A 22131-nucleotide genomic window follows, 5' to 3' on the forward strand; every position below is an offset into this window, starting at 1 on the left:
GGGGGCGGGCCGCCGAGGACGAGGGGACGCATGGACACGGCTACGATCCTGGCCCGCCTGGAAGAGGCTCGTGCCGCCGATTCCACGGCGCGCAACCGGATCTGCGACGAGGCGGCCGCCGCACTACTGGCGGCCGGGTCCCCGCCGGAGTTCGAGGTGGACTCCGCCGACTTCGACACGGACCCGTACTTCGTGTGCGCCGACCGCTACTGGCGCCGGCGGCTCCAGGACCGGCCTACGGTCGCCACGGCGCTCGCGTGCGGGCGGTGGATGACGGACCATGTGACGGACGAGGGCTGGATCGCGGTCGCCGAGCAGTGGGGGCTGGGGAACGGGTTCATCAACCGGCACAGCGCCGAGTCGGTGGGTCAACTCACCGAGGCGGCCCGGGAGATCGCCGGCCTCGGCGAAACCGCGGGGCAGCGCGTCGCGTACCTCGTCGCCCTGTTCCACGGCGGCAAGCTGCGCTCGAACTTCTGCTTCGACGAGCTGCACGACTTCCTCGCGTCCTCGCCGCTGGCCCTGGCCGCCGGCGCCCACCGCGAGCAGCCGCTCTTCCTGGCCCTCAGGTCGTTCGCCGCCTTCGGCAGCCGCGCGTTGACCGTCGAGTACGCCACCGATCTGCTGGTCCGGGCCTGGGCATCGCCCCGCCGCACCCGGCACACCGTGGACCTCTGCCTCAACGGGCTGGCGCTCGCCGTCCCCTTCGAGGGCCAGGGGGAGCTCTTGCGCAGGCACGCCGAGGAGGCCGTCGAGGAGTACCCGCGCAACCACATGTTCCACGCCCGGCTCGCCGCCGGACTGCACATGTGCGGACGGCATGACGACGCGCTGGCGCGCATCGACACCGCGCTCGCGCTGCTCGGAGCGAACCCCGCCTTCAGCCACAACATCCTGCAGGACCAGTACCTCGCCAAGCGGGACGCGATCCAGGAGGGGCGGCTGCGTGCCCTGCGGGACGCCGAGCAGCAGCGGCGCTGGGACCAGCAGATCGCCGCCAACGCCCAGTTGGAGCGCTCCTTGCACACGTCCTCCGTGCGGGCTGTCGAAGTCGTCGCCGTCTTCACCGCCGCCATCGCCTTCGCCGTCGGATCCCTCCAGGTCACCCTGACCGGCAAACTCCCCCTGTCCGACCGCCTCTACCTCCTGGCCGCCCAGGGCGTGGGCCTGGCCGTCTTCGCGCTGCTGATAGTCGGAGGGACGTGGTGGATCACCCGGCGGCGTCAGCACGGGGGCGGCGGGGACGCATGACGTCCCACCGGTGACGGGCGCCGGGCGGTACGCGGGGCCACGCGCGCATCGCCGCCCGGCGTCGCGGGCCTCGTGGCGGTGTGCCCGGCGGGTGGCCGGATCGCAGCGTACGGCCGAAGGGCAAGGGAGATCGCTCTTATGGCCGTTGTAGCAGACAGGTACGGTTTGGCCATGGATGCATCCGGAACGCTCGCGGCCGAGGAGAACACCGGGCCGCCGGCGGTCATCAAGGCCGCCGCGCGCCAACTGCTGGTGAAACTGGGCGCCGGCGGGCTGACCCTGGAGGCCGTCGCCGGTGCCGGCGGTCTCGCCGTCGCCGACGTGACGGCCGTCTTCCCGCATCGGGACGACCTGCTGACCGCGCTGGTCATCGACGCCTACAACGAGTCCGGCGCCGCGATGGAGCGGGCCGATCGGGCCGCCGGGGACACCGGTGCGACGGCGGGCGCACGGCTGCTGGCGGTGACCCGCGCACTGCGGCAGTGGTCCTTCGACAACCCCGCCGAGTTCACGCTGATCTACGGCTCGCCCGTGCCGGACTACCACGCCCCGCAGAGCACGGTCCCGCCCGCGTCGCGTACCCCCGGGGTACTGGCCGGCATCGTGCGTGCGGCGCTGGAGGCCGGTGAACTCACCCCGCCCCGGCGGACGGTGGCGCCACCCGGTGCGCCGCTGCTGCGGCCCGAGGCCGTGGAGCTCTTCGGCGGTGTGCCCGAGGCTCCGTTCTCGGACATCATCGAGCGCGGCATCGTGCTGTGGAGCAATCTGATCGGGCTCCTGGTGTTCCAGGTCTTCAGCCGTACCCACGACAGCGTCCGGGACGAGTCCGCGTTCTTCGACTACGCCATCGCCGTGGCGGCCGAAGGCATCGGGCTCGTGGTCCCCCTGGGCGAGGACACCGACTAGACCGTCCGCCGCACGCGCGGCGCCGCCGGGGAATCAGGCCGTGAACACCACTAGAACCCTCTGCTTCGTCATCGCGGCGCTCTCGTCGTACGCCGCGCTCGTCTACCGGCTGGGCCAGGTCAGGCGCAGCTGGCGGGACAACGCCTACCGCACACTCGTGATCACTCTGCTGCTGCAGTGCCTCACCTTCACGATGGGCGCCGTCGCCATGGGAGGCGAGAGCTTCCTGGGCGTCGGCAACCTCGCCATCCTGGTGATGCACCTGTCGGCGGTCGCCTTCTGCGTCAGCGCGCAGATCATCCTGCTGCGCTGGGCGACCGACGCCGAGGAGGCGGTGCGCAAGACCCGCTACTGGCTGATCACCGGCATCACCCTCGACGTGCTGCTGCTGGTGCTCTTCCTGATCGCCGACGGCCCCGGCCGGCCCGCCTCGGACTTCAACACCGGCAGCGGCCAGCCGCTGGTCCTCACCTACCTCCTGGTCTTCATCGTCTCCCAGGCGGTTCCGTGCGTGACCATCTTCCGCCAGTGCGGCCCCTACGCGCGGATGGCCGGCAAGGCCGAGCTGAGGCAGGCCCTGCGGATGCTCTCCGTCGCCGCGGTGATCCTCTTCCTCTACTGCCTGGGCAGGACCGTCAACATCCTCACCGCCGCGGCCGGGATCGACATCGGCGTCTGGCAGTTGGCCTCCAACGTCTTCAGCGCGGTGGGCATCCTCACCCTCTCCCTCGCCCTGACGATCTCCTCCTGGGGGACCTCGGCCGCCAAACTGCTGGCGTGGGCGCGCAGTTACCGGTCCTACCGCGCCCTCTACCCGCTGTGGCGGGACCTGTACGAGTCCTCGCCGGACATCGTCCTGGAGCCGCCGGGGGCCGCGGTCTCCGACCTCGACTACCGCCTCCACCGCCGGGTGATCGAAATCCGGGACGGCTGGCGGGACCTGCGCCCCTATATAGACCGCACCGCCACCGGAACCGACGGGGCGGGCCCCGAGGCGAGCGAGGAGTCCCGGCAGGCCTTCGCCGAAGCGGCCCAGATCCGGCAGGCCCTGCACGCCAAGCGCGCCGGCACCATCCCCGACGACAACAAGGACGACGGCGACTTCGACGACCGCGACACCGACAACCTGACCGCGGAGGTCGCCTGGCTGACCCAGGTCGCCTCCGCCTACCGGAAGCTCGGCAGCGCCGGTTGAGAGCTCCCGCCCGGTCTGCCCCCGTCAGGCCGGGCGGGTTTCTCCCATTTCCCCCGTGGTTCCCCCCGCGGATCCCCCGTGGATCCCCGGGGGTTCCCTGTTTCCCCCGTGCTTCCCCCGTTTTTCCTGTCGCGCCGGATGGGTGTGCCCCACCCGACCCCTGGCCCGGCCTCTCCCCCGAGAGCCGGGCCAGACCGACAAGACCGGCAACCAACTCGGCTACCCCCGTAAGCAAAGTTAGCTATCAGCTATCGGCAAGGTCCACGTTGGCGGAGTCCGGCCCGATTGTCAACTGACCGCTAATCTGCGAAACTGACGGATAGCCGAGGGCAATGCCAAGGAGGTGACGGGAGGGAGATTTCGCAATGTCTGAGACTGATGACCGGCCCGTGCTGGCAGTGCGTCTGGACAACCTCTTCAAGACGGTTCGTCCCAAGGGCAAGCACTGGACCAACGCCGAAGTGGCGGAGGAACTGAAGCAGGCCAACCCCGAACTCCGCGTCGGGGGCGTCTATCTGTCGCAGCTGCGGACGGGCAAGCGCTCCAATCCCTCACCGGACCTCCTCGCCGCCCTGGCACGCTTCTTCGGAGTGTCGGTCGCCTACTTCTTCGACGACGAGGTCGCCGAGTCGGTGCTCAGCGAGGTCGCCGCCATCGAGGCGCTGCGACAGGCCGGAGTCCGCTCCGTGGCGATGCGGGCGGCCGGAATGAAGAAGGAGAACCTCCAGGCCATCACGGCCATCATGGATCAGTACCGGCAGATGCAGGGCCTGCCGCCCGTCGCCGACAGCTCCGACGCGGAGTAGGGGCCCGGGGAGTGAGGGGCGCCAGGAAGGGACGGTCGGCCGATCAGGACCGCCGCAGCCGGCTCAAGAAGCTCCGCACGGCCGGCGCCCGGAAGATCGCCGAACTCGATCTGCCGAAGGTGGCCGATGTCGCCGAACTCTGCCGCCACCTCGGCGAGGTGCGCGACCGCCCGATCACCCTGGTCCCGATGCAGATGCCCGCGTCGCACCCGTGCGGCATGTGGGTCGCCGCCCGCGACGAGGACCTGATCTTCTACGACGCCAACACGACCAGCGCGCATCAGGAGCACATCATCTTGCACGAGCTGGGTCACATCATCTGCTGCCATCGCGGGGCGGGTTGGCTGGACGAGGCGAGCGCCCGCCTCCTCTTCCCCAACCTCGACCCCGACCTCGTGCGTGACATGCTCCTGCGCGCGACCTACGACGACGTACAGGAACAGGAAGCGGAGATCATCGCCTATCTGCTCTCGCAGCAGGTGGGCAGCGCCGAGGAACGGCGTGCCGCGCCCCCGGCCGAGGACGCCGCGGGCGGCGCGGAGGCCGGCCGGACCGCCATGCTCCATCGGATCGAACGCACCCTGATCTGACGTGGGTTACTTACCCCCCGGCGGACGCCACCTCCTCTGCCAGGATCGACACCGCACGCCGGATGTCGTCCTCACGGTGCTCGCTGGTGACGAAGAACCGCAGCCTGGCGAGCCCCTCGTCCACGGCGGGGTGGAAGATCGGATCGGCGATGACGCCCCGGTCGAACAGCCGGTCCGCGACCCGCAGGGTCCGCGCCGAGTCGCCGAGGACACACGGCACGATCGGCGTGCCGGCACTGGCGCCCGTCGCCAGACCGGCCGAGGCGGCCAGGCCCACGAACAGCTCCGCGTTGCGCCGCAGCGCCCGCACCCGGTGCGGTTCCGCGGTGATCAGCTCGGTGGCGGCCAGCGCCGCGGCCGCGTTGGCCGGGGTCAGGCCGACGCTGTAGACGAAGCCCGGCAGCGTGTGCCGCAGCCAGCGCACCATCCTGGCCGAGCCGCCGAGGTAACCGCCGCAGCTGGCGAAGGACTTGGACAGGGTGCCCATCCACAGGTCCACGTCGGAGCGGTCCACACCGAAGAGCTCGCCGACGCCGCGGCCGCGCTCGCCCACGGTTCCGATGCTGTGCGCCTCGTCGACCATCAGCAGGGCGCCGTAGCGCCGCTTCAGCTCGATCACCGCGGGCAGATCGACCAGGTCACCGTCCATGCTGTAGGCGCCCTCGACGGCGATCAGCACCCTTCGGAACCGCGAGCGGTTGAGCCGCAGCAGCTGCTCCAGCCGGCCGATGTCGTTGTGGGCGAAGGGGCGCCGCGCCGCCCCGGACAGGGCACAGCCCTGCAGGATGCTGTCGTGGGCGAGCGCGTCGTGCACCACGAGGTCGCCCGCGCCGACGAGGTGCCCGATCGCGGTGACATTGGTGGCATGGCCGCTCACCAGCGTCAGACAGTCCTCGACGCCGAGGAAGTCGGCGAGCGCGCGTTCCAGCCGTACGGTCAGGTCCCGTTCGCCGGAGAGCGGCCGGCTCGCGGAGACCGAGGTGCCGTACCGCTCCACCGCCCGGTGCACGGCCTCGTTGACCGCCGGATGGCCGGAGAGCCCCAGGTAGTTGTAGCTGCCGAAGGACAGGTACGTCCGCTCGCCGATCACGGTCGTGTCGCGGATGTTGCCCTGATGGACCCGGAAGTACGGGAAGGCCGCACCGCTGTCGGCGATCGCGTCGACGCGGTCCTCGAACTGCCGCACCTCCGGGAAGTCGTCGACACGGGCCGTCGCGGCGTCGAAGTCCGGCCGCGTCTGCCGGGGCAGCGGCTCACCCGGGGCCGGGGGCCGCGCCAGATGCGGGTCGACCAGGGCGATCAGCCGCTCGACGGTGAGGTCGGGCGAGAACATCTCCTCGGTGCGGAAGTCCGGTATCCGCTTGCCGATGTTGACCTCCAGCTCCTGCAGCATCAGGGAGTCGAAACCGAGGTCGGCCACCAGCGCCATCCGCTCGCTCAGGTCGGAGAGCGGGAAGACACCGGTCCGCGACACCTCTTCGAGCACGAGGGACGCGGCGGCCGCGCCTTTGGCCCGTATCGCCCCGGGTGCCTCCTGGGGCGGGGCCACCGGATCCGGCGGGTCTGGGTCCTCCCCCGCGGCCTTGAGGGCGGGGGCGGGGGCGCCCGCGACAGCAGCGGGCGGTACGCCACCGCCCTCGCGTGCCGTCTCGTCCACCGCCCAGTGGTGGCGCGGGGCGAGCGGACTCGGCGGCAGGGTGTACGGGGGTATCCGCTCGCGTACCGGGCGGAGCCCCGAGCCGGTGACCGCACGCGCCGCGAGCTGTGCCAACGCGGCCCTGTGCGCCTCGGCGGGCAGCGCGCCCGACACGGGGACGGCGACCTCCGGCGGCTCACCGCGAGGCACCGTGCCGGCCAGCTGCCCCGGCCCGAGGTCTCCGCTACGGCCCGCCGCCACGGCCTCGGCCGCGGCGGTCAGCTTCGTGGCGGCGTCGGCGGCGTCGTCCGCCACCAGGGCGAGCCGTTCGGCCAAGGGCGCCCGGCGGGCCAGGGTGTCCGCCACCCGGGCCAGCGACGGCCGGTCCTCGTCGAGGGTGTGGGCCAGCTCCCGGGCGTAACGGGCCAGCCCGGCCCGGTCGCGGGCGCTGAGCACGAGCAGCTGCGGGCCCGCGTCCGGTGCCGGACGGGCCGGCGCCGTGGTGCACTCCTCGACCACCAGATGGACACCGGTGCCGCCGAAGCCGAAGGCGCTCACTCCGGCCCGGCGCGGCCGGTCGGACCGCGGCCAGCGGGTCGGCGTGGTCGGGACGGTCAGCCGCGCGGCGTCGAGCCCGCGGCGGTCGGCCAGGTCGAACTCCGGCTGCGGCGGGATCACCCCCCGCTGCACGGCCAGGACGGTCTTGATGAGTCCGGCCGTCCCCGCGGCGTTGAGCGCGTGCCCGACCACCGCCTTCACCGCGCCGAGGTAGGCGGGTGCGCCCCGTGCACCGCGCAGTTCGCGCAGCACCTCGACCTCGACGGGATCGCCGACCGTGGTCCCGGTGCCGTGCGCCTCCAGATACTCCACCGCGTCCGGAGCCAGGCCCGCATCGCGGTAGGCCCGCCGCAGCGCGCGGAGCTGACCGGACGCCTGGGGGTGCATACCGCCCTGCACGGTCCCGTCATTGGCCGTGCCCACGCCCCGGATCACCGCATAGACCCGGTCGCCGGCGGCCAGCGCGTCGGCCAGCGGCCGCAGCACCAGCACTCCGGCGCCCTCCCCCAGAACGAAGCCGTCGGCCGCCGCGCCGAACGGCAGGCAGCGGCCGCTGCGCGAGATGGCGCCGATCCGGCACAGCCCCACCAACAGGTCGGGGGTGAGGATCAGTTGGGCCCCGCCCGCGAGGGCGATCCGGCTCCGGCCCGCGCGCAGCGCGTACACGGCGTTGGCCACGGCCATCAGTCCACCGGAGCACGCCGAGTCCAGCGCATAGCTCTCGCCGTGCAGATCGAAGACCGAACTGATCGTGTTCGGCCCCATGTTGAGCAGAAGCCCGGCGACGGACGTGCCGTGCAGCCCGTCGACCGCGCGGGCCGTCTCCGGCCACCGGGGGTCTCTCGCCCGCGCCCCGAACTCTCCGCCGGCCAGCTGGCGCATCCGGATCTGCAGGGTGCTGATCTCGCGGTAGCCGCTCTCGGTGAGCGAGGTGATCACCGAGGTCTCCTCGCGGTCGAAACCGTCGACCTCCCACCCCGCGTCCTGGATCGCCTCCCGGGCGAGGTCGATCAGCAGCCGGTGCTGCGGATCCATCGACCTGGCCCGCCGTGGCGGGATGCCGTAGTGCGCCGCGTCGAAGTGGCCGACGTCCGGCAGCAGCGCCATGGTGTCCGTATAGGCCGAGGACGCCTGGCGGAAGTCGTCGCTGAGGAAGGTCGCGGAGTGCCACCGCGAGTCCGGGACGGGGGAGAACTGCGGCCGGGGGTCCGAGAGCAGCCGCCAGTACTGGTTGACGTTCCGCGCCCCCGGGAACCGGCAGGCCATCCCCACGATCGCGACGTCGTCACGCCGCGCGCCCGCCGGTTTTATGGATGAACCCGCCGCGCCCGCCGGGGAGTCCTGCGCCGTCGCGGGCGTCACGTGGTGGTGCCCAGCCGCTCACGCCACCACTCCACCGTCGCCTTGATCTGCTCGTCGACGGGGGTGGCGCGGACCGCGAACTCGGCTTCGTAGGCACCGGCGTCCACCACGAACGGGCGGTCGAACTGGTAGCGGATCTCCTTCATCTCCCGGATCAGCGGGGACAGGAGCGCCACGACGCCCAGCACGGCCGGCGACAGTCCGCGCACCGCGACCGGACCCGTCCCCGCCTGGGCGGCGAGGCGGTCGACCATCTCCCGGACGGACCGCGCGGGCTCCGTCGGCACGTGCCAGGCCCGTCCCCACGCCCGTTCCTCGCCGGCGACCTCGACCAGGGCCCGGGCCACATCGGGGAGGTAGCTCCAGCTGTGCGGGGCGTCCGGATCCCCGAGCGTGGAGACCGGCTTGCCGCGCAGCAGTCGCGGCATGACCCGCGCGGCGAGGTGTCCGGCGTCGGTCACGCCCGGCCCGAAGAAGTCCGAGGCGCGCAGCTCGACGGCCTTGATCCGCCCCTGCTCGTGCAGTTTCCGCGCCCGCTCCCACACGGCGGCGCGCACCCGCCCCTTGGGGCCGGTCGCGGCGAGCGGCAGGTCCTCGGTCAGCGGGCCGTCCACCGGGCCGTAGCCGTAGAGGTTGCCCAGCATGACCAGGGCGGCCCCGGTCGCCTCGGCCGCCGCGCAGAGCGACGAGGCCAGCGGCGGCCATTGACTCGCCCAGCGGTGGTAGGGCGGTGCGGCACAGCTGAAGATCGCCGTCGCGCCCCGTGCCGCCTCGGTCAGCCGCTCGCTGTCCGCCGCGTCCAGCGCGACATGTTCGATACCGGGTTCCGGGCTCCGGCCTGTCTTGGTGATCACCCGCACCGAATGACCCTTTTCGACCAGCAGCCGAGCGGTAGCCATTCCGGCGGGCCCGAATCCTATTACGACATAAAGGCTCACGGGCGCACACTAGCGTGAGCGTCTGTGCGCCCTGCGTCTGGTGAGTCGGGGCTGCGCCACGCGGGGCCGGATGCCGATGCTTTCGGTCAGCCGCACGTCGGCCCGAATCCGTACCCCGCGGCTCCACGCTCCCGGGCCCCCGGCCGGAAGAAGCCGACCGGGGCAAGGAAAACGTGGCGCGATCAGCGTCCGACGAAGTCCCTGGCGCATTCCCCGAGGACGTCTTGAAATGGCCGATCCGCTGCGCATGCCGCTCGCCGCATTTCGAGCCGGGCTTCCTCACATTTCAAGCCAGGTTTCCTCCATGTCGAATGTGGCGTCCTCGGTATGCCGGACGCGGAAGGCGGACATGGACCGGCCGCCCCTGTAGAGCGGTGCGACGCTGCCGAGCGCGAGTTGCGCCAGACCGGACCAGTGGAAGACGTTGACGGCGTCGTCCAGGTCGACGTCCGCCGCGGCGAGGGCCTCTGGCGAGATGCCGAAGGAGCGGACGACGGCGCGGACGTCTCCGTCGAAGTCCCAGTGGTCCTCGCCGTGCCAGCCGGCGGCGAAGAGGCTCGTCCCGTCCGGGTGGAGGATCGACCAGGCGCCGTAGGTCATGTTGTAGTCGATGGTGGCCGACGCGACGATCACCGCGTCGGGGAAGCGTGCGCGGAGCGCCTGCGACTGCTCAAGGACGGGGAAGCTGTCTCCGCAGTGGCCCAGGGCCGGATCGACGATCTCGGTCACGCCGCCCCAGCACCCGACAGTGACCAGGTCCAGGTCGCGGCGGGTCTCCAGGGGCACCAGGTCGACCGCGTCGACCGGGCCGAGCTCCTCCAGGACGGCGTCGACGGTCCCGAAGGAGGCGACGAACTCGCGGGCCCGGTCCGGGTCGTGCGGGGGCAGGGTCGCGGAGTTGCCCGGAGGGGGCGCGTGGACGACGGTGAGACCGAACTCGCCGTGTCTGACTATCTCTTGGTCCTCATCGGCATCCCAGAAGCTTTCCTCACTCATGACGGCGACCCTAGGGCCTGTCGGGGCGAGCGGTGTGGGCGGACCGGGTCTCGTGGGCCGGTTCTAGCGGGCCGGTCCCGCCCAGATGGCGTCCTCGTGCCGGCCGTCGGGGGAGACCTCCAGCTGGACCTCCTTCGCGCCGCCGGGGGAGACGGAGTAGGAGAACCGGCTCACCGCCCGCTTGCCGGGCAGCAGCGTGCCGGAGAACGGCTTGGTCGCGCCGTCACCGTCGAAGATGTTCCCCGCCGACACTCCGTCGGCGTCCCGTACGGACGGCAGCGCACTGGTGATGTCGATCGGCTTCTTGCCGCCGTTGACGATCGTGACCTTCCACTGGACCGCCAGATCGCCCTTCTCGTGGCCGACGGCGAAGTCGTCCAGCCGGTACGGCTCGGGCCTGCCGACGGTGACGGTGACGCCGTCGTCGTACTTCCGCGCCTGGCCGAAGCGCAGCGGCCTCTGGGCGCCCGGGTCCGACGGGGCGGCGGTCGGAGTGTGCCGTGCGCGGATCTTCGCCCTCGCGTCGTCGACGGCGTTCTTGACGAACATCACGGTGAGGAAGAGGCCGACGACCGCCAGCACCATCGTCAGGCCGCCCAGGACCGCGCCGGCGAGGGCCATCCGCTTGTGTGTGGCCAGGCCCTTGCGGGCCCGGCTGTGACCGACCAGGCCGAAGATCAGGGCGAGCACCCCGAGGATGCCCGAGAGCCAGAACAGGAACGGCAGGAAACCGAGGACCGTGCCGATGATGCCGACGGTCAGCGCGGCGACGCCGAGACCGTTGCCCACCTGCCCGGGCGCCGGCGGAACCATCGCCGGGTACGCGAAGGGCGGCGGGTCGTGCGGCCGGTCCTCGGGGGGCGGGGCCCAGGGATCCGGGCTGGACGGGTTCTCGGACAGCGTCATTCGTGGTCCTTCTCGGAAACTCCTGGACAGATCACCCTAACAAGCGGTTTACCTGGCCTTTACTTGAGGGGCGAATTCACGAGTCGCTCCCGGCCCTCTTCTTCCGCTCGGCGGACCTGAAGGACTCGGCCAGGTCGATTGCGCCGATGACCAGCAGCGCAAGACCGAGTGGCCCGCCTTGGAACCAGACGTACTCAAGATCCCAGAAGAAAATCGCCAGGACGGCACCGACGACGACAAGGACGATCCCAAGAACCCTTTTGACGTTCACTATTCCCTCGGCACTGTCTCGCGCTTCCGACGGTCGGCACGGCTGGGACATCCTAAGGAAAGGGGCGACTACCGGCCAACCGGCTTTCGCGGGTGAGGTGTTCGTTCGTCGGCGGGTGGCGGGGAGGTCGTCCGACACCGGCACGGGGAACCGGACGTCAACTGCTGGGCGGCGGGCGGCGGCTAGAAGCCGAAGACCTGGGTCCAGGTCCAGTCCTCGGGGACCAGGCCGACGCCCATGGTGTTCAGGTCGCAGTTGAGGATGTTCGCGCGGTGGCCGGGCGAGTTCATCCACGACTGCATCACGCTCTCCGGGGAGCTCTGGCCCTGGGCGATGTTCTCGGCACCGGGGTTCTGGTAGCCCTGCGCCTGCGCCCGGTCGACGAAGCTCCGGCCGTCCCGGCTGGTGTGGTCGAAGTAGCCGTTGCCGGACATGTCCTCGCTGTGCAGCTGGGCGGCGCGGGCCAGGCGGTCGTCGGAGGTCAGCTTGCCGCAACCCGCCTTCGCCCGCTCGGCGTTGACGAGGGCCAGGACCTTCTCGGCCGGTGTGTCGACGGGATCGGCCGCGGGCGTGGACGGCGGCGCGGGCTTCGCCGTCGGCGCCTTGCTCTTCGACGGGCGCGGGGTGGCGGTCGAAGGGGCCGACGAGGGCTTTCGGGACGCGGACTTTTCCGGCTTGGGCGAGGGGGACTTCGAGGCGGTGCGCGACGGCGGGACGGCGGGGGTCGAGGACCGGGTGACCTGCGGCTCGGTGGCGGGCGCCGACCGCACCGTCTCCCGCTCCTCGCCCGGCGACAGGATGGCTATCCCGCCGACCGTCCCGCCTATGACCAGCAGGGCGAGACCGGCGGCCGTCCGGGACGCCCGCCGCCGCTGTTTCTGCCTGCGGCTCACCCGGCTCTGGGCGCGGCCCCGACCCGGGCTCTGGGCGGGGCTCGGTATTCGATGGCCACCGCCCGTCGACGGGACGACGGTGGTGCCGTCGCCCGGGCCCGCGCCGCCGACCCGGCCGACCGCCTCGAACGCCACGGTCTCGGCGGACGCCCTGGCCCCGTGGAGGGCGGCCAGTCCCGCCAGCCCTCCCAGCACCCCGGCGACCGGCACCAGACCGAGGCCCACCAGCAGCCCCTCGGCGGGCACCAGTCCCGCCTCGAACCCCGAACAGACCGTGCAGTCACGGGCGTGCCGGGCGATCCGCTTGCGCCACAGCGCCGACGGGACGCCGTCCCAGGCCGCGATCACCTCGTCGAGCAGCACACAGCGGGGCGTCGCGGTCAGCGCCCGCACCACCAGCCGGGCCGTCTCCAGCTGCGCCTTCATCCGCTGGACCCGGACCGCGGTGTGCTGCGGCGACAGCTCCAGTGCCGCGGCCACCTCGGCCCGCCGCAGCTCGCCCGCGGCCTCCAGCCACCACAGCGACAACAGCGCGCGATCGTCGGTGTCCAGCCAGCGAGTGGCCTGTGCCGCCTCCCGCCGCTGCCCCTCCAGTCCCAGCCGCAGAATCGTCAGGTCCACGAAGTCCGCGCCCGGGTCGGCCACGTCGTACGCGTCCTGCAGACCGGAGTCGGCCGGTGCGGCGCGGTGCTTCTGCCAGTGGTTGCGTATCTGGTTCATCGTGATGGCCACCAGCCAGGACCGGAAACGTCCCGGATCCTGCAGTGAGCCGAGGCCGCCGAGCGCGCGGATCATGGTCTCCTGCACCACGTCGTCGACGTCCGCGTGCCCGTTCAGCGCACGGCCCACGACGTTGTACACCAGCGGCAGATAACCGGCGACCAGCTCGTCCTGCGCGCGCTGGTCCCCTCGCCGCGCCGCCTCCACCACGCTGTCGTGTTCGGTGCTCACGCTCACGCCTGTCCACTCCCTTTCCCGGTCCTCGCCTTTCCCGCCCGGCACAAGGGAGACCGCCGGCGGCGGTGCACGATAACGGAAAGTGCGCCGCGAACCCGAGCGCACGCTCATCACAGGAGTTCCGCGGGGGCGCATCGCACGGCGGCGGCCCTGGTGCGGGCCGCCGCCGGCTACGCCGCGATCAGGAGCAGACGGTCCCGTCCGCCGGGACCTTGCCGTCGAGCAGGTGACCGTTCACGGCCTTGGTGGCGCACTGGTTCACGCCGTACGTGCCGTGCCCCTCGCCCTTGACGGTGAGCAGCACCCCCACGCCCGCGCCGAGCTTGTCGGCCATCTTCCGGGCGCCCTCGACGGGGGTCGCCGGGTCGCCCGCGTTGCCGATGACGACGATGGGGGCGGCGCCCGGCGCCGAGACCTCCGGGGTGTCGCTCCTGCCGGTGACCGGCCAGCCCTCACAGCCGAGCAGGCCCTTCGCGGTCAGCTCACCGAAGACCGGCGACGCCTTGCGGAACTCCGGCAGCCTGTCCCGCACCTGTGCGGGGGTGAGGCGCTGCCTGGTGTCGGCGCAGTTGATCGCGGAGTTGGCCGTCATCATGTTGTTGTAGTGGCCCTTGTCGTCGCGGCCGGCGTAGTTGTCCGCCATCATCAGCAGGTTGTCGCCGCTGCCCCGCTCCGCGTCGGAGAGCGAGATCGAAAGGCTCGGCCAGCTCTCCTTGGAGTAGAGCATCGCGACGATGCCGACGACCGCCTGCTCCTGGGTGAGCTTGCGCCCGCTCTGGGTCGGCAGCGGCCGCTTCCCGGTCTTCGCCAGCAGGGCGGCGATCCGCCGGCGGCCGTCCTCGGGGTCGGGGTACGGGCAGCTGCCGGGCTTCTTGGCGCAGTCGGCGAGGTAGTTGTCCAGCGCCAGCTGGAAGCCCTTCGCCTGGCCCAGGGACTCCTCGACGGGGTCCTTGGTCGGGTCGACCACGGCGTCCAGGACCGTGCGTCCCACGTTCTTCGGGAACAAGTGGGCGTAGACGCCGCCGAGTTCGGTCCCGTAGGACATGCCGAAGTAGTTGAGCTTGGCATCTCCCAGGACCTGGCGTATCAGGTCCATGTCGCGGGCCGCGCTCTCGGTGCCGACGTGCGGCAGCACCTTGCCGGAGTGCTTCTTGCAGGCCGCCACGACCTTCTCGTTCTGCTTGGCCGTCGCGGCCAGATCGAGGGTCTCGGCGCGCAGCTCGTCGATCTCCTTGTCGCTCAGGCACGTCACGCCCGCGCTGTCGCCGACGCCCCGGGGGTCGAAGCTGACCAGGTCGTAGCGCGAGCGCAGCGGCTCGGCCGGGGAGTAGCCCGGCAGGGTGGCCACGCCCGAGGCGCCCGGCCCGCCGAAGTTGAAGAGCAGCGAGCCGATCCGCTTGCCGCCGCCCTCGGCCTTGGCGCGGATCAGCGCGAGGTCGAGGGTGTCGCCGGCGGGCTTGCCGTAGTCCAGGGGCGCCTTCAGCTTCGCGCACTCCCACGCCGTGCCGTCCGGCAGCTTGCCGGGTGCCGTGCCGCCGCCCTGAGCGGTGGACGGTGCCGGGCAGGGCCGCCAGTCGAGCTTCTGGGCGGTGAGCGAGGCGGGCAGGGCGCCGGCCGCCTTGGAGGAGGAAGTGGGGTGGGGCGTCGCGGGGCCGGTGTCGTCCTGGCGGGGGCCGCAGGCGGTGGCGGTGAGGGCGAGGAGTACGGAGGCGGAGAGGAGCGTGGTGGTACGCAGAGAACGCGATCCGGGCATGGGTCGTCTTTCTGTGACAGGACGCTGTGGCAGGGGGGCGGCTGGGGGCTGTTGCTCCGCGGGTGCGGGTCGGCAGGCCGTGTCGTATGCCGCCGGCAGAAGGGTCACGGGTGGGAGGACCGCTGCCGGCGGGCTCGCAGCGGATGTGATCGGGTGCTGTGGTGGGCCGGTCAGGTCCCCAGGCCGGCGTCCCGCGCAAGGAGGGCGGCCTGTACGCGGTTCTCGCAGCCCAGCTTGGACAGGATCCGGCTCACATACGTCTTGACCGTGGCCTCGCTCATATGGATCCGGGCTCCCGCGTCCGCGTTGGACAGGCCCTCGCCCAGCAGGGCCAGGACCTCCAGTTCGCGGTCCGTCAGCGTCTCCAGCCTGCGGCGGGCCTGTTCGGTGCGGCGCGCGGTCTGGCCGGACGCCAGGGAGTCCACTACGTGGCGGGTGGCGCCCGGCGACAAATACGCGTCCCCGGCCGCGGCGGCCCGTACGGCGCCCATCAGCTCCCCGGGGGCCGAGTCCTTGAGGAGGAAGCCCGCACTGCCCTCGGCCAGGGCGCGCAGCACGTTCTGCTGCTCCCCGAACGTCGTCAGGATCAGCACCCGGGTGTCGGGGACGGTCCGGCGGAGTTCGGCCAGGGCCGTCAGCCCGTCCATGACCGGCATCTGGATGTCGAGCAGGACGACGTCCACGCGCTGGGCGCGGGCCAGTTCGACCGCCTCGCGGCCGTTGGCCGCCTCCGCGACGACGTCGATGTCGTCGGCCGAGGTGAGAATCATCCTGATGCCCGCCCGAATGAGCGGCTCGTCATCCGTGACGAGAACCCTGATCACGACTCTCCTGCGCGGTCTTGAGCGGTCCTGCCTGCGGCCACTCGCCATCATCTCCGATCCGCCCGCCCGGAGCGCATGGCGGCCCTGCGCCACCCTCAGGGGGGCGTCTCTCCGATCTCCGCTAGGGGGACACGGGGGGACACCCCTCAGCCCTTGACCTCGAAGGAGTTCTTCTCGATCAGCTTGCCGTCCCTGAAGCAGAACCGGTAGACCGGGGTCTTGTCCAGACTGCTGCCGAACTCCGTGGAGCTCAGGCTGAGGCACTTCGCCCCCTTGGGCGCGGGCGGCGCGCCCTTCTCCAGGCCCTCGTTGATGAACGAGACTCCGTCGGGCAGCTTCTTGCGGACCTCCGACTCCGACTCCCCCACCGTCACCGCGTCGTACTGCTTGGGCTCGATCATGGACTTGTCCGCTTCGCCCGCCATGACGACCAGCCCGAGGACCGCGGCGATCACCAGCAGCAGCGCGATCACCGCCGCCACCCCGCAGCCGATGGCTATCCCACTCCCCCGCCTGTTCCTGCTCATCGCCTTGGCCAGCTCCTTCGGCATGCCGTTCCAGTCGTTGACCGGATCAGCCTCGCCCGGCGAGCCCGCCGGAAGCTGCTGTCGAAAGTCTCCTGTGCCGTCGACGAACGTCTCCGCCGTGCCGCTGGACGCGGGGCCCGGGGCGCCGCCCTCCGGCGAGGTGTAGGGCAGCACGCCCGCGAGCCGGAAACCGCCGTCCGCCGTCGGGCCGGCGTGCACCATGCCTCCGACGAGCCGGGTCCGCTCCCCGAGGCCGGTCAGCCCCTGACCGCCGCTCACCACGCTGCGGCCGCCGCCCGCCGGGGCGGGACCGTTGGTGACCTCCACGACCAGTGAGTCCGGCTCGTAGCGCAGCTCGATGGTGATCGAGGCGCCCGGGGCGTGCTTGTGAGCGTTGGTCAGGCCCTCCTGGACGAGGCGGTACGCCGCGTGGTCGGCGGTCGGGGCGAGCGGGCGCACCTCGCCCGAGCGCCGCAGCCGCACGGCCGCGCCCGCGCCCCGGGACGCCTCCACCAGGCCCTCGATGCCGGCCACTCCCCGCGACGGCGCCTTGGCCTCCTCCTCTCCCAGTGCCGCGAGGGCGTGGGTGGGGACTCCCCCGGCGGTCACCGGGGGGACGCCCTGGCCGGGGGCCTCCGTGCCGTCCCGCAGGAGGCCCACCACCTCGCGCAGCTCGTGCATCGCGGCCACCGACGCCTCGCGCAGCACGCCCACGGCCTCCCGCTGCCGCCCGGTCAGCTCACGGTCCACCTCCAGGGCGCCGGTGTGCACCGAGATGAGCGCGAGCTGATGGCCGAGGCTGTCGTGCATGTCCTGCGCGATGCGCTGGCGCTCGCGGATCCGGGCCTGACCGGCGATCATCTCGCGTTCGCGCTGCAGATGGGCGTGGTACTCGCGGAGGGTGTCCGCCAGGGTGCGGCGCTGCGACCAGTAGCGGCCGGCGAGGCCGGGCACGATGACCGAGACCAGCGTCGCCAGGGCGCCCATGATCAGGATCGCCGGCGAGAGGTACGGCAGTGCCCACGCCGCGGACAGGGCGAGGCTGAGGACGTAGGCGAGGCCGAAGGTGCAGGTCGCCCGGCCGACGGCGGTGATCCGCCGCCCGGCCGACCAGGCCGCGACCAGGAGCAGCGGGGCGAGGCCGTCGAGCCCGCCGGAGGCGACGGCGGTCACCAGCAGCACGATCGCCGGCAGCGCCCGGCGCAGCGGCGACAGCAGCGCGGCGGCCAGGGCGACGGCGACGGTGCGTACGGTGCCGCCGTTGTCGGCCAGGGCCTCGATTCCGGCCGCCATCAACCCCAACGTGAGGCTCAGCAGCACCTCGCCCACGATGCGCCCGGGTGGCCACATACCGGGGTCGAAGAGACTCCTGACCGGATCGGCCAACCGTCGGGACGCCGCGCGCAGCCTCGCCGCCGACGTCCGGTCGGCCCGCTCCGTACGGTCCTTGCCTTCCACACCTGTCACGCGGCTACGTTAGGCAAGCCCGCCCGCCGGCGACATCGCCTTTCGTCGCGACGAGCAGCAACCAAAGTCCCATAGCCGCGGCCGCCCGGCGCTCGGCACCGATCGGCGCCCGGCATGCCCGATACGGCTGTCCGGGTCCGGGCGCCTGGCGGACACGCCCTACCGGGACGTGTCCGCCGGGTCGGGCCCTAGAGGTTGTCGCCCCAGCCCCCCTGGATCATGGTCTGGAACGCCCATGCCCCGTCCCGCCTGATCAGGATGTCGGCGTAGCGCAGCCGCTGGGTGCGGCCCTGTGCCGTCATGACCGAGTCCGAGAAGACCACGGCCATGGCGGGTGAGAGGAAGACCGGCGTCCGCGTGGACTCGAAGGTGAGGTCCTCGTCGCCGTCCCCCATCACCTGTGTCATCGTCGCGACGAACCGCTCCCGGTCCCACTGCGCCGAGCGGCCGTCGCCGGCCGTGTCGTCGCTGACGAGGTTGAGCGGGAAGACCGCCATATCGGCCATCCGCGCCACGTCGCGCTGCGCACTGCGCGCGTCGTACTCCGCGAACCAGGCGTCCAGGCTCGCGCGGTCCTCGGCGGTCGGCACGTACCCGGCGTCGGGCAGGAAGGTCACACGGACTCCTCACGGTCGTCGGCTGCAGGGTGACGAGCCCCCTGAGAGCACCAGGAACGCGCGAAGGTACGAAGGCGCGAAGGTACGAAGGCGCGAAGGCACTCGCCGAGAGCAGGCTCGTCAATTTTGACTACGTGAAAGAAGGTAGTACCCCCAAGACTCCTAGTCAAACTTGAATAGTCCACCGGCCCACCCCACCCTCAGGCCGGCTGGGTCGCCCCCGACACCAGGGCCGCGGTCACCGGGTGGGCCGGGGCGGTGAAGAGCCGTGCGGTGGGGCCGGACTCGACGGACCGACCGGCGGACAGGACCAGGAGGGTGTCGGTGCGGTCGGCGACGAGGTGGAGGTCGTGGCTGATGAGGATCAGGACCAGGCCGCGACTGTCGCGGAGGTCTTCGAGGAGGTCCATGATCGCGGTGGCGGTGCCGGCGTCGAGGGCCGAGGTGACCTCGTCGCAGACCAGGACGTCGGGGTCCGCGGCCAGGGCGCGGGCGATGGCGACCCGTTGGCGCTGCCCGCCGGAGAGTTCGTGGGGGTAGCGGCCGGCGAAGTGGGCGGGCAGACCGACGCGTTCGAGGAGTTCCAGGACGCGGGCGGCGGTCCGGCCACGGGGGGTGCGCCGGTGCAGGCGCAGGGGCCGGCCGATCGCCGCGCCGACCGTGCGGCTGGGGTTGAGGGTGCCCAGCGGGTCCTGCGGTACGAGCTGGAGGCGGCGGCGCTGTTCGCGGGTGCGGCCGTGGGCGGTGGGGGCCAGACGGACACCGTCGAGGGTCACGGCCCCGCTGGTGGGGCGGTGCAGACCGACGATCGCACGCACCAGGGTGGTCTTGCCCGAGCCGGAGGCTCCGACGATGCCCGTGCTGGAGCCGGCGGCCACGGTGAGGTCGATGCCGTGCAGGACGGGGTGGCGGCCGCCGCGCCGGGCGAAGGCCGCGTGCAGGCCGGAGACGGTGAGCGTCGGCGCGCCGGAGGGCCGGGGCCGGGCGGTGGTACGGGGCGCGGGGCGTGGCACGGGCGCAGCCCGGGAGAGGTCGACGACGTCGTCGGCCAGCCGGTCGACCAGGTCCCCGTCGTGGCAGGACAGGGCGACGGCGAGCCGGTGATGGGTCGCGAGGTGGCGCAGGAGGGCGGCGATCTCGTCGCGCAGCTCGGGGTCGAGGCCGGCGGTCGGCTCGTCCAGGAGCAGTACGGCCGGGCGTCGGGCCAGCGCCCTGGCCAGGGCGAGGCGCCGCTGCTGGCCTCCGGAGAGCTCGCCGGCGCGACGGCCCGACAGGCCCTCGTCGGTGGGCAGTCGGACCTCGGCGAGCAGAGCGTCCAGCGCCTGGGGGCCGCGGTCCACGGCGACCTCGGCGAGCAGCCGGCGGACCCTCATCCGGGGGTTGAGGCCGGAGCCGGGGTCCTGGCCGACGTAGGCCAGGCGGTGGCGGCGCAGTGCGCGCAGTTCGGCGGCGTCCAGCGTCAGCACGTCCTGGCCGAGGACATCGATCCGGCCGGCCGTGCGCCGGGCGCCGGCGGGCAGCACCCCGGCCACGGCGCGCAGCAGGGTGGTCTTGCCGCAGCCGGAGGGGCCGGTGAGGACGGTGATACGGCCCGGGCGGACCGACAGGCCGCCGCCGTCCAGGAGCAGCCGGCCGTCCGGGCCGGCGATGGTGAGGTCCGTGACGGTCACCGCCGATTCCGCGGCGGGGGCCCGGTCCTCGGGGTACCGATCGGGCTGGTGGTTCACAGCGCGGTCACCGCCTTCCGGCCGGTCTGCGGTACGAGTGCCGAGACCGCCAGGTTGACGCTCATGGCCAGCAGGCCGATGGCGATGCTGGGGGCCAGTACGGCCCAGGGGTTGAGGACGATGCCCCCCGCGTTCTCCCGGATCATCAACGACCAGTCGGCGGTGGGCGGTTGGGGGCCGACCTGGAGGAAGCCGGCGGTGGACACGACGTAGACGGCGGCGACGAAGCGCAGCCCGAAGAGGGCGAGCAGGGTGGCGCGCAGGTTGGGCAGGACCTCGCGTACGACGAGGTGCCACAGCCGCTCGCCGCCGACCGCCGCCGCCTCGATGTAGCCGGATGCCGCGACCGGCGCCGCGGCACCGGAGACCAGACGCACCGCGTAGGGCACCCCCAGCACGACAGCGGTGGCGACCAGCGCGAAGCGGCCGCCGCCCGGCCACGAGAGCGCGACGAGGAGGATGCCGAGCACGGCCGGCAGCAGCATCAGGACGTCCGCGGAGCGCTCCACGACCCGGCCGAGGGCCGGCCGCAGGGCGCCGAACGCGCCGAGCAGCGCAGCGGCCGCGGTGACCAGGAAGGCGACCAGCAGGGAGGTGGCGATCAGTGCGCGGCCCCCGGCGAGCAGGCGGGCGAGCACGTCCCGGCCGAGCTGGTCGCCGCCGAGGAGCGCCGGGCCGCCCGGTTCGGCGTACGGGGCGGTGACCGGGGCGTCGAGGGCGTGCGGGGCGAGCCACGGCCCGGCGGTGGCCAGGGCGACGAGCAGGAGGGCGGGCAGGGTGCGCAGGACCAGGCCGCGGCGCACGCGGCGGCGCGGCGGCGCGCTGCGGGCGGTGGGCTCGGGGGCGGTGGTGTGCGGTGCGGTCGGGGCGGTCATAGGCGGCCTCCGGAAGCCCAGGCGCGGACGAGGTCGGCGAGCAGGAGTACGCCGGTGATGACGGCTCCGGTGACCGCGACGACGCCCGCGACGACCGGGCTGTCCCGATCGGTGACGGCGCCGGCCAGCACCCCGCCGATACCGGGGTAGTTGAAGATCGTCTCCACTACGACGGCGCCGCCCAGCAGCATGCCGGTCGAGGTGGCGATGCCCGCGGCGATGGTGGGCAGCGCCCCGGGCAGCAGATGGTGGGTGAAGATCCGGTGGCGCGGCAGCCCGTCGAGCACCGCGGTCTCCATGTGCGGGGCCTTGGCCTCGTCGGCGAGGGCGGCCCGCACGATGCGGGTGTTCCAGCCGATCTGCGGGACCGACAGCGCCAGTACGGGCAGGACGAGCATCCGCCAGGAGGCGGGCGCGCCGTCGGCGCCGGTGAGGGTGACCGCGGGCAGCCAGCCCGCCCACAGCGCGAACACCAGGACCAGGGCGACCGCGACGACGAATTCGGGCAGCGCCAGGATGCCGGTGGCGGTGGCGGACACGGCCCGGTCGGCGGTGCCGCCGGGCCTGAGCGACGCCAGGCAGCCCAGACCGAGCGAGACGGCGAGGGTCACCAGCAGCGCCAGCCCGCCCAGCAGCAGGGTGTTGGGGAAGGGCCGGGCGATCAGGTCGGCGACGGCCTCGCCGTGGGCCGAGGTGCCCAGGTCGCCGGTGGGCAGGCCGGTCATCCAGTCCGCGAAGCGGGTGGGAAGGGGACGGTCGAGGCCGAGGAGGTGGCGGTGCCGCGCGAGGTCGGCTGCGCTCTCGCCGCGTTCCGCGGTGGCGGTGGCGGCGTCGCCCGGCAGCAGTTCGACGGCGGCGAAGACGGCGGCGAGCAGCACGGCGAGCGGCAGCAGCCGGCGGGCCGGCACGACGAGCAGGCGGCTCGCGCGCAGCACCGCGGACAGCGCGGGCCGGACCGGCCGGAGGGGGGTCGACCCCCCCCCCCCCCGGGCACGAGCCCGTAGCCGCCCCGGGGGCCGGCGGGGCCCGTTAAATAACAAAATACAGAACCCGGCCGGGGGTGGGGGGGGTTTGTG

18 protein-coding genes are annotated in these 22131 nt (G+C 72.7%); 5 read left to right on the forward strand and 13 right to left on the reverse strand.

Annotated features, from left to right (window positions below; all coding sequences use genetic code 11):
- Nucleotides 1–30 precede the first annotated feature (30 nt).
- The 5 genes from ACFWZH_RS00475 (at nt 31) to ACFWZH_RS00495 (ending at nt 4748) form a co-directional block, all read left to right on the forward strand.
- Nucleotides 31–1251, forward strand: a complete 1221-nt coding sequence (locus ACFWZH_RS00475) for a hypothetical protein (RefSeq protein WP_384424055.1) — start codon at nt 31–33, stop codon at nt 1249–1251.
- Nucleotides 1252–1422: 171 nt separating this feature from the next.
- Complete coding sequence (locus tag ACFWZH_RS00480; RefSeq protein ID WP_384424056.1) at nt 1423–2157, forward strand: TetR/AcrR family transcriptional regulator; 735 nt, start codon at nt 1423–1425, stop codon at nt 2155–2157.
- 40 nt (nt 2158–2197) lie between these two features.
- Nucleotides 2198–3352: an MAB_1171c family putative transporter gene (locus ACFWZH_RS00485; protein WP_384424057.1), complete on the forward strand. Its 1155-nt coding sequence runs from the start codon at nt 2198–2200 to the stop codon at nt 3350–3352.
- A gap of 365 nt (nt 3353–3717) precedes the next feature.
- On the forward strand, nt 3718–4158 hold the full coding sequence (locus tag ACFWZH_RS00490; RefSeq protein WP_384424058.1) for a helix-turn-helix domain-containing protein: 441 nt from the start codon (nt 3718–3720) through the stop codon (nt 4156–4158).
- Between the two features lie 11 nt (nt 4159–4169).
- Complete coding sequence (locus ACFWZH_RS00495) at nt 4170–4748, forward strand: toxin (RefSeq protein WP_384424059.1); 579 nt, start codon at nt 4170–4172, stop codon at nt 4746–4748.
- A 10-nt stretch (nt 4749–4758) separates the two neighbouring features.
- Here the strand turns inward: ACFWZH_RS00495 and ACFWZH_RS00500 are convergent, their stop codons facing one another.
- From ACFWZH_RS00500 to ACFWZH_RS00560, 13 genes are all read right to left on the reverse strand, one after another.
- Nucleotides 4759–8208, reverse strand: coding sequence for an aminotransferase class I/II-fold pyridoxal phosphate-dependent enzyme (locus ACFWZH_RS00500; RefSeq protein ID WP_384424592.1), 3450 nt, complete (start codon nt 8206–8208; stop codon nt 4759–4761).
- Nucleotides 8209–8300: 92 nt separating this feature from the next.
- Nucleotides 8301–9242 (reverse strand): NAD-dependent epimerase/dehydratase family protein, encoded by a 942-nt coding sequence (locus ACFWZH_RS00505; RefSeq protein WP_384424060.1) that lies wholly within the window; start codon nt 9240–9242, stop codon nt 8301–8303.
- Nucleotides 9243–9521: 279 nt separating this feature from the next.
- The gene (locus tag ACFWZH_RS00510) at nt 9522–10238 is read right to left on the reverse strand and encodes a DUF6333 family protein (RefSeq protein WP_384424061.1); all 717 of its coding nucleotides are present in this window, start codon (nt 10236–10238) and stop codon (nt 9522–9524) included.
- Nucleotides 10239–10301: 63 nt separating this feature from the next.
- Nucleotides 10302–11144 carry a DUF4190 domain-containing protein gene (locus ACFWZH_RS00515; RefSeq protein WP_384424062.1) on the reverse strand — a complete coding sequence of 281 codons (843 nt, stop codon included), beginning with the start codon at nt 11142–11144 and terminating at the stop codon, nt 10302–10304.
- A 76-nt stretch (nt 11145–11220) separates the two neighbouring features.
- Nucleotides 11221–11415 (reverse strand): hypothetical protein, encoded by a 195-nt coding sequence (locus ACFWZH_RS00520; protein ID WP_384424063.1) that lies wholly within the window; start codon nt 11413–11415, stop codon nt 11221–11223.
- Between the two features lie 182 nt (nt 11416–11597).
- Complete coding sequence (locus ACFWZH_RS00525) at nt 11598–13259, reverse strand: sigma-70 family RNA polymerase sigma factor (protein ID WP_384424594.1); 1662 nt, start codon at nt 13257–13259, stop codon at nt 11598–11600.
- Between the two features lie 187 nt (nt 13260–13446).
- Nucleotides 13447–15018 carry an alpha/beta hydrolase gene (locus ACFWZH_RS00530; protein ID WP_384424064.1) on the reverse strand — a complete coding sequence of 524 codons (1572 nt, stop codon included), beginning with the start codon at nt 15016–15018 and terminating at the stop codon, nt 13447–13449.
- A 170-nt stretch (nt 15019–15188) separates the two neighbouring features.
- On the reverse strand, nt 15189–15842 hold the full coding sequence (locus tag ACFWZH_RS00535) for a response regulator (protein WP_384424065.1): 654 nt from the start codon (nt 15840–15842) through the stop codon (nt 15189–15191).
- Between the two features lie 146 nt (nt 15843–15988).
- A complete protein-coding gene (locus ACFWZH_RS00540; protein WP_384424596.1) occupies nt 15989–17719 on the reverse strand; it encodes a sensor histidine kinase in 1731 nt (576 codons plus the stop codon).
- A gap of 305 nt (nt 17720–18024) precedes the next feature.
- Nucleotides 18025–18453, reverse strand: coding sequence for a nuclear transport factor 2 family protein (locus ACFWZH_RS00545; RefSeq protein WP_384424066.1), 429 nt, complete (start codon nt 18451–18453; stop codon nt 18025–18027).
- 200 nt (nt 18454–18653) lie between these two features.
- Nucleotides 18654–20180, reverse strand: coding sequence for an ABC transporter ATP-binding protein (locus ACFWZH_RS00550; protein WP_384424067.1), 1527 nt, complete (start codon nt 20178–20180; stop codon nt 18654–18656).
- The gene (locus tag ACFWZH_RS00555; protein ID WP_384424068.1) at nt 20177–21055 is read right to left on the reverse strand and encodes an ABC transporter permease; all 879 of its coding nucleotides are present in this window, start codon (nt 21053–21055) and stop codon (nt 20177–20179) included. Before ACFWZH_RS00555 ends, ACFWZH_RS00550 begins: the two co-directional genes overlap by 4 nt.
- Entirely contained in the window at nt 21052–21990 is a 939-nt protein-coding gene (locus ACFWZH_RS00560) for an ABC transporter permease (RefSeq protein WP_384424069.1), read from the reverse strand. Before ACFWZH_RS00560 ends, ACFWZH_RS00555 begins: the two co-directional genes overlap by 4 nt.
- Nucleotides 21991–22131: the final 141 nt, after the last annotated feature.

The organism is Streptomyces sp. NPDC059008, assembly GCF_042749045.1.
Lineage (GTDB): Bacteria > Actinomycetota > Actinomycetes > Streptomycetales > Streptomycetaceae > Streptomyces.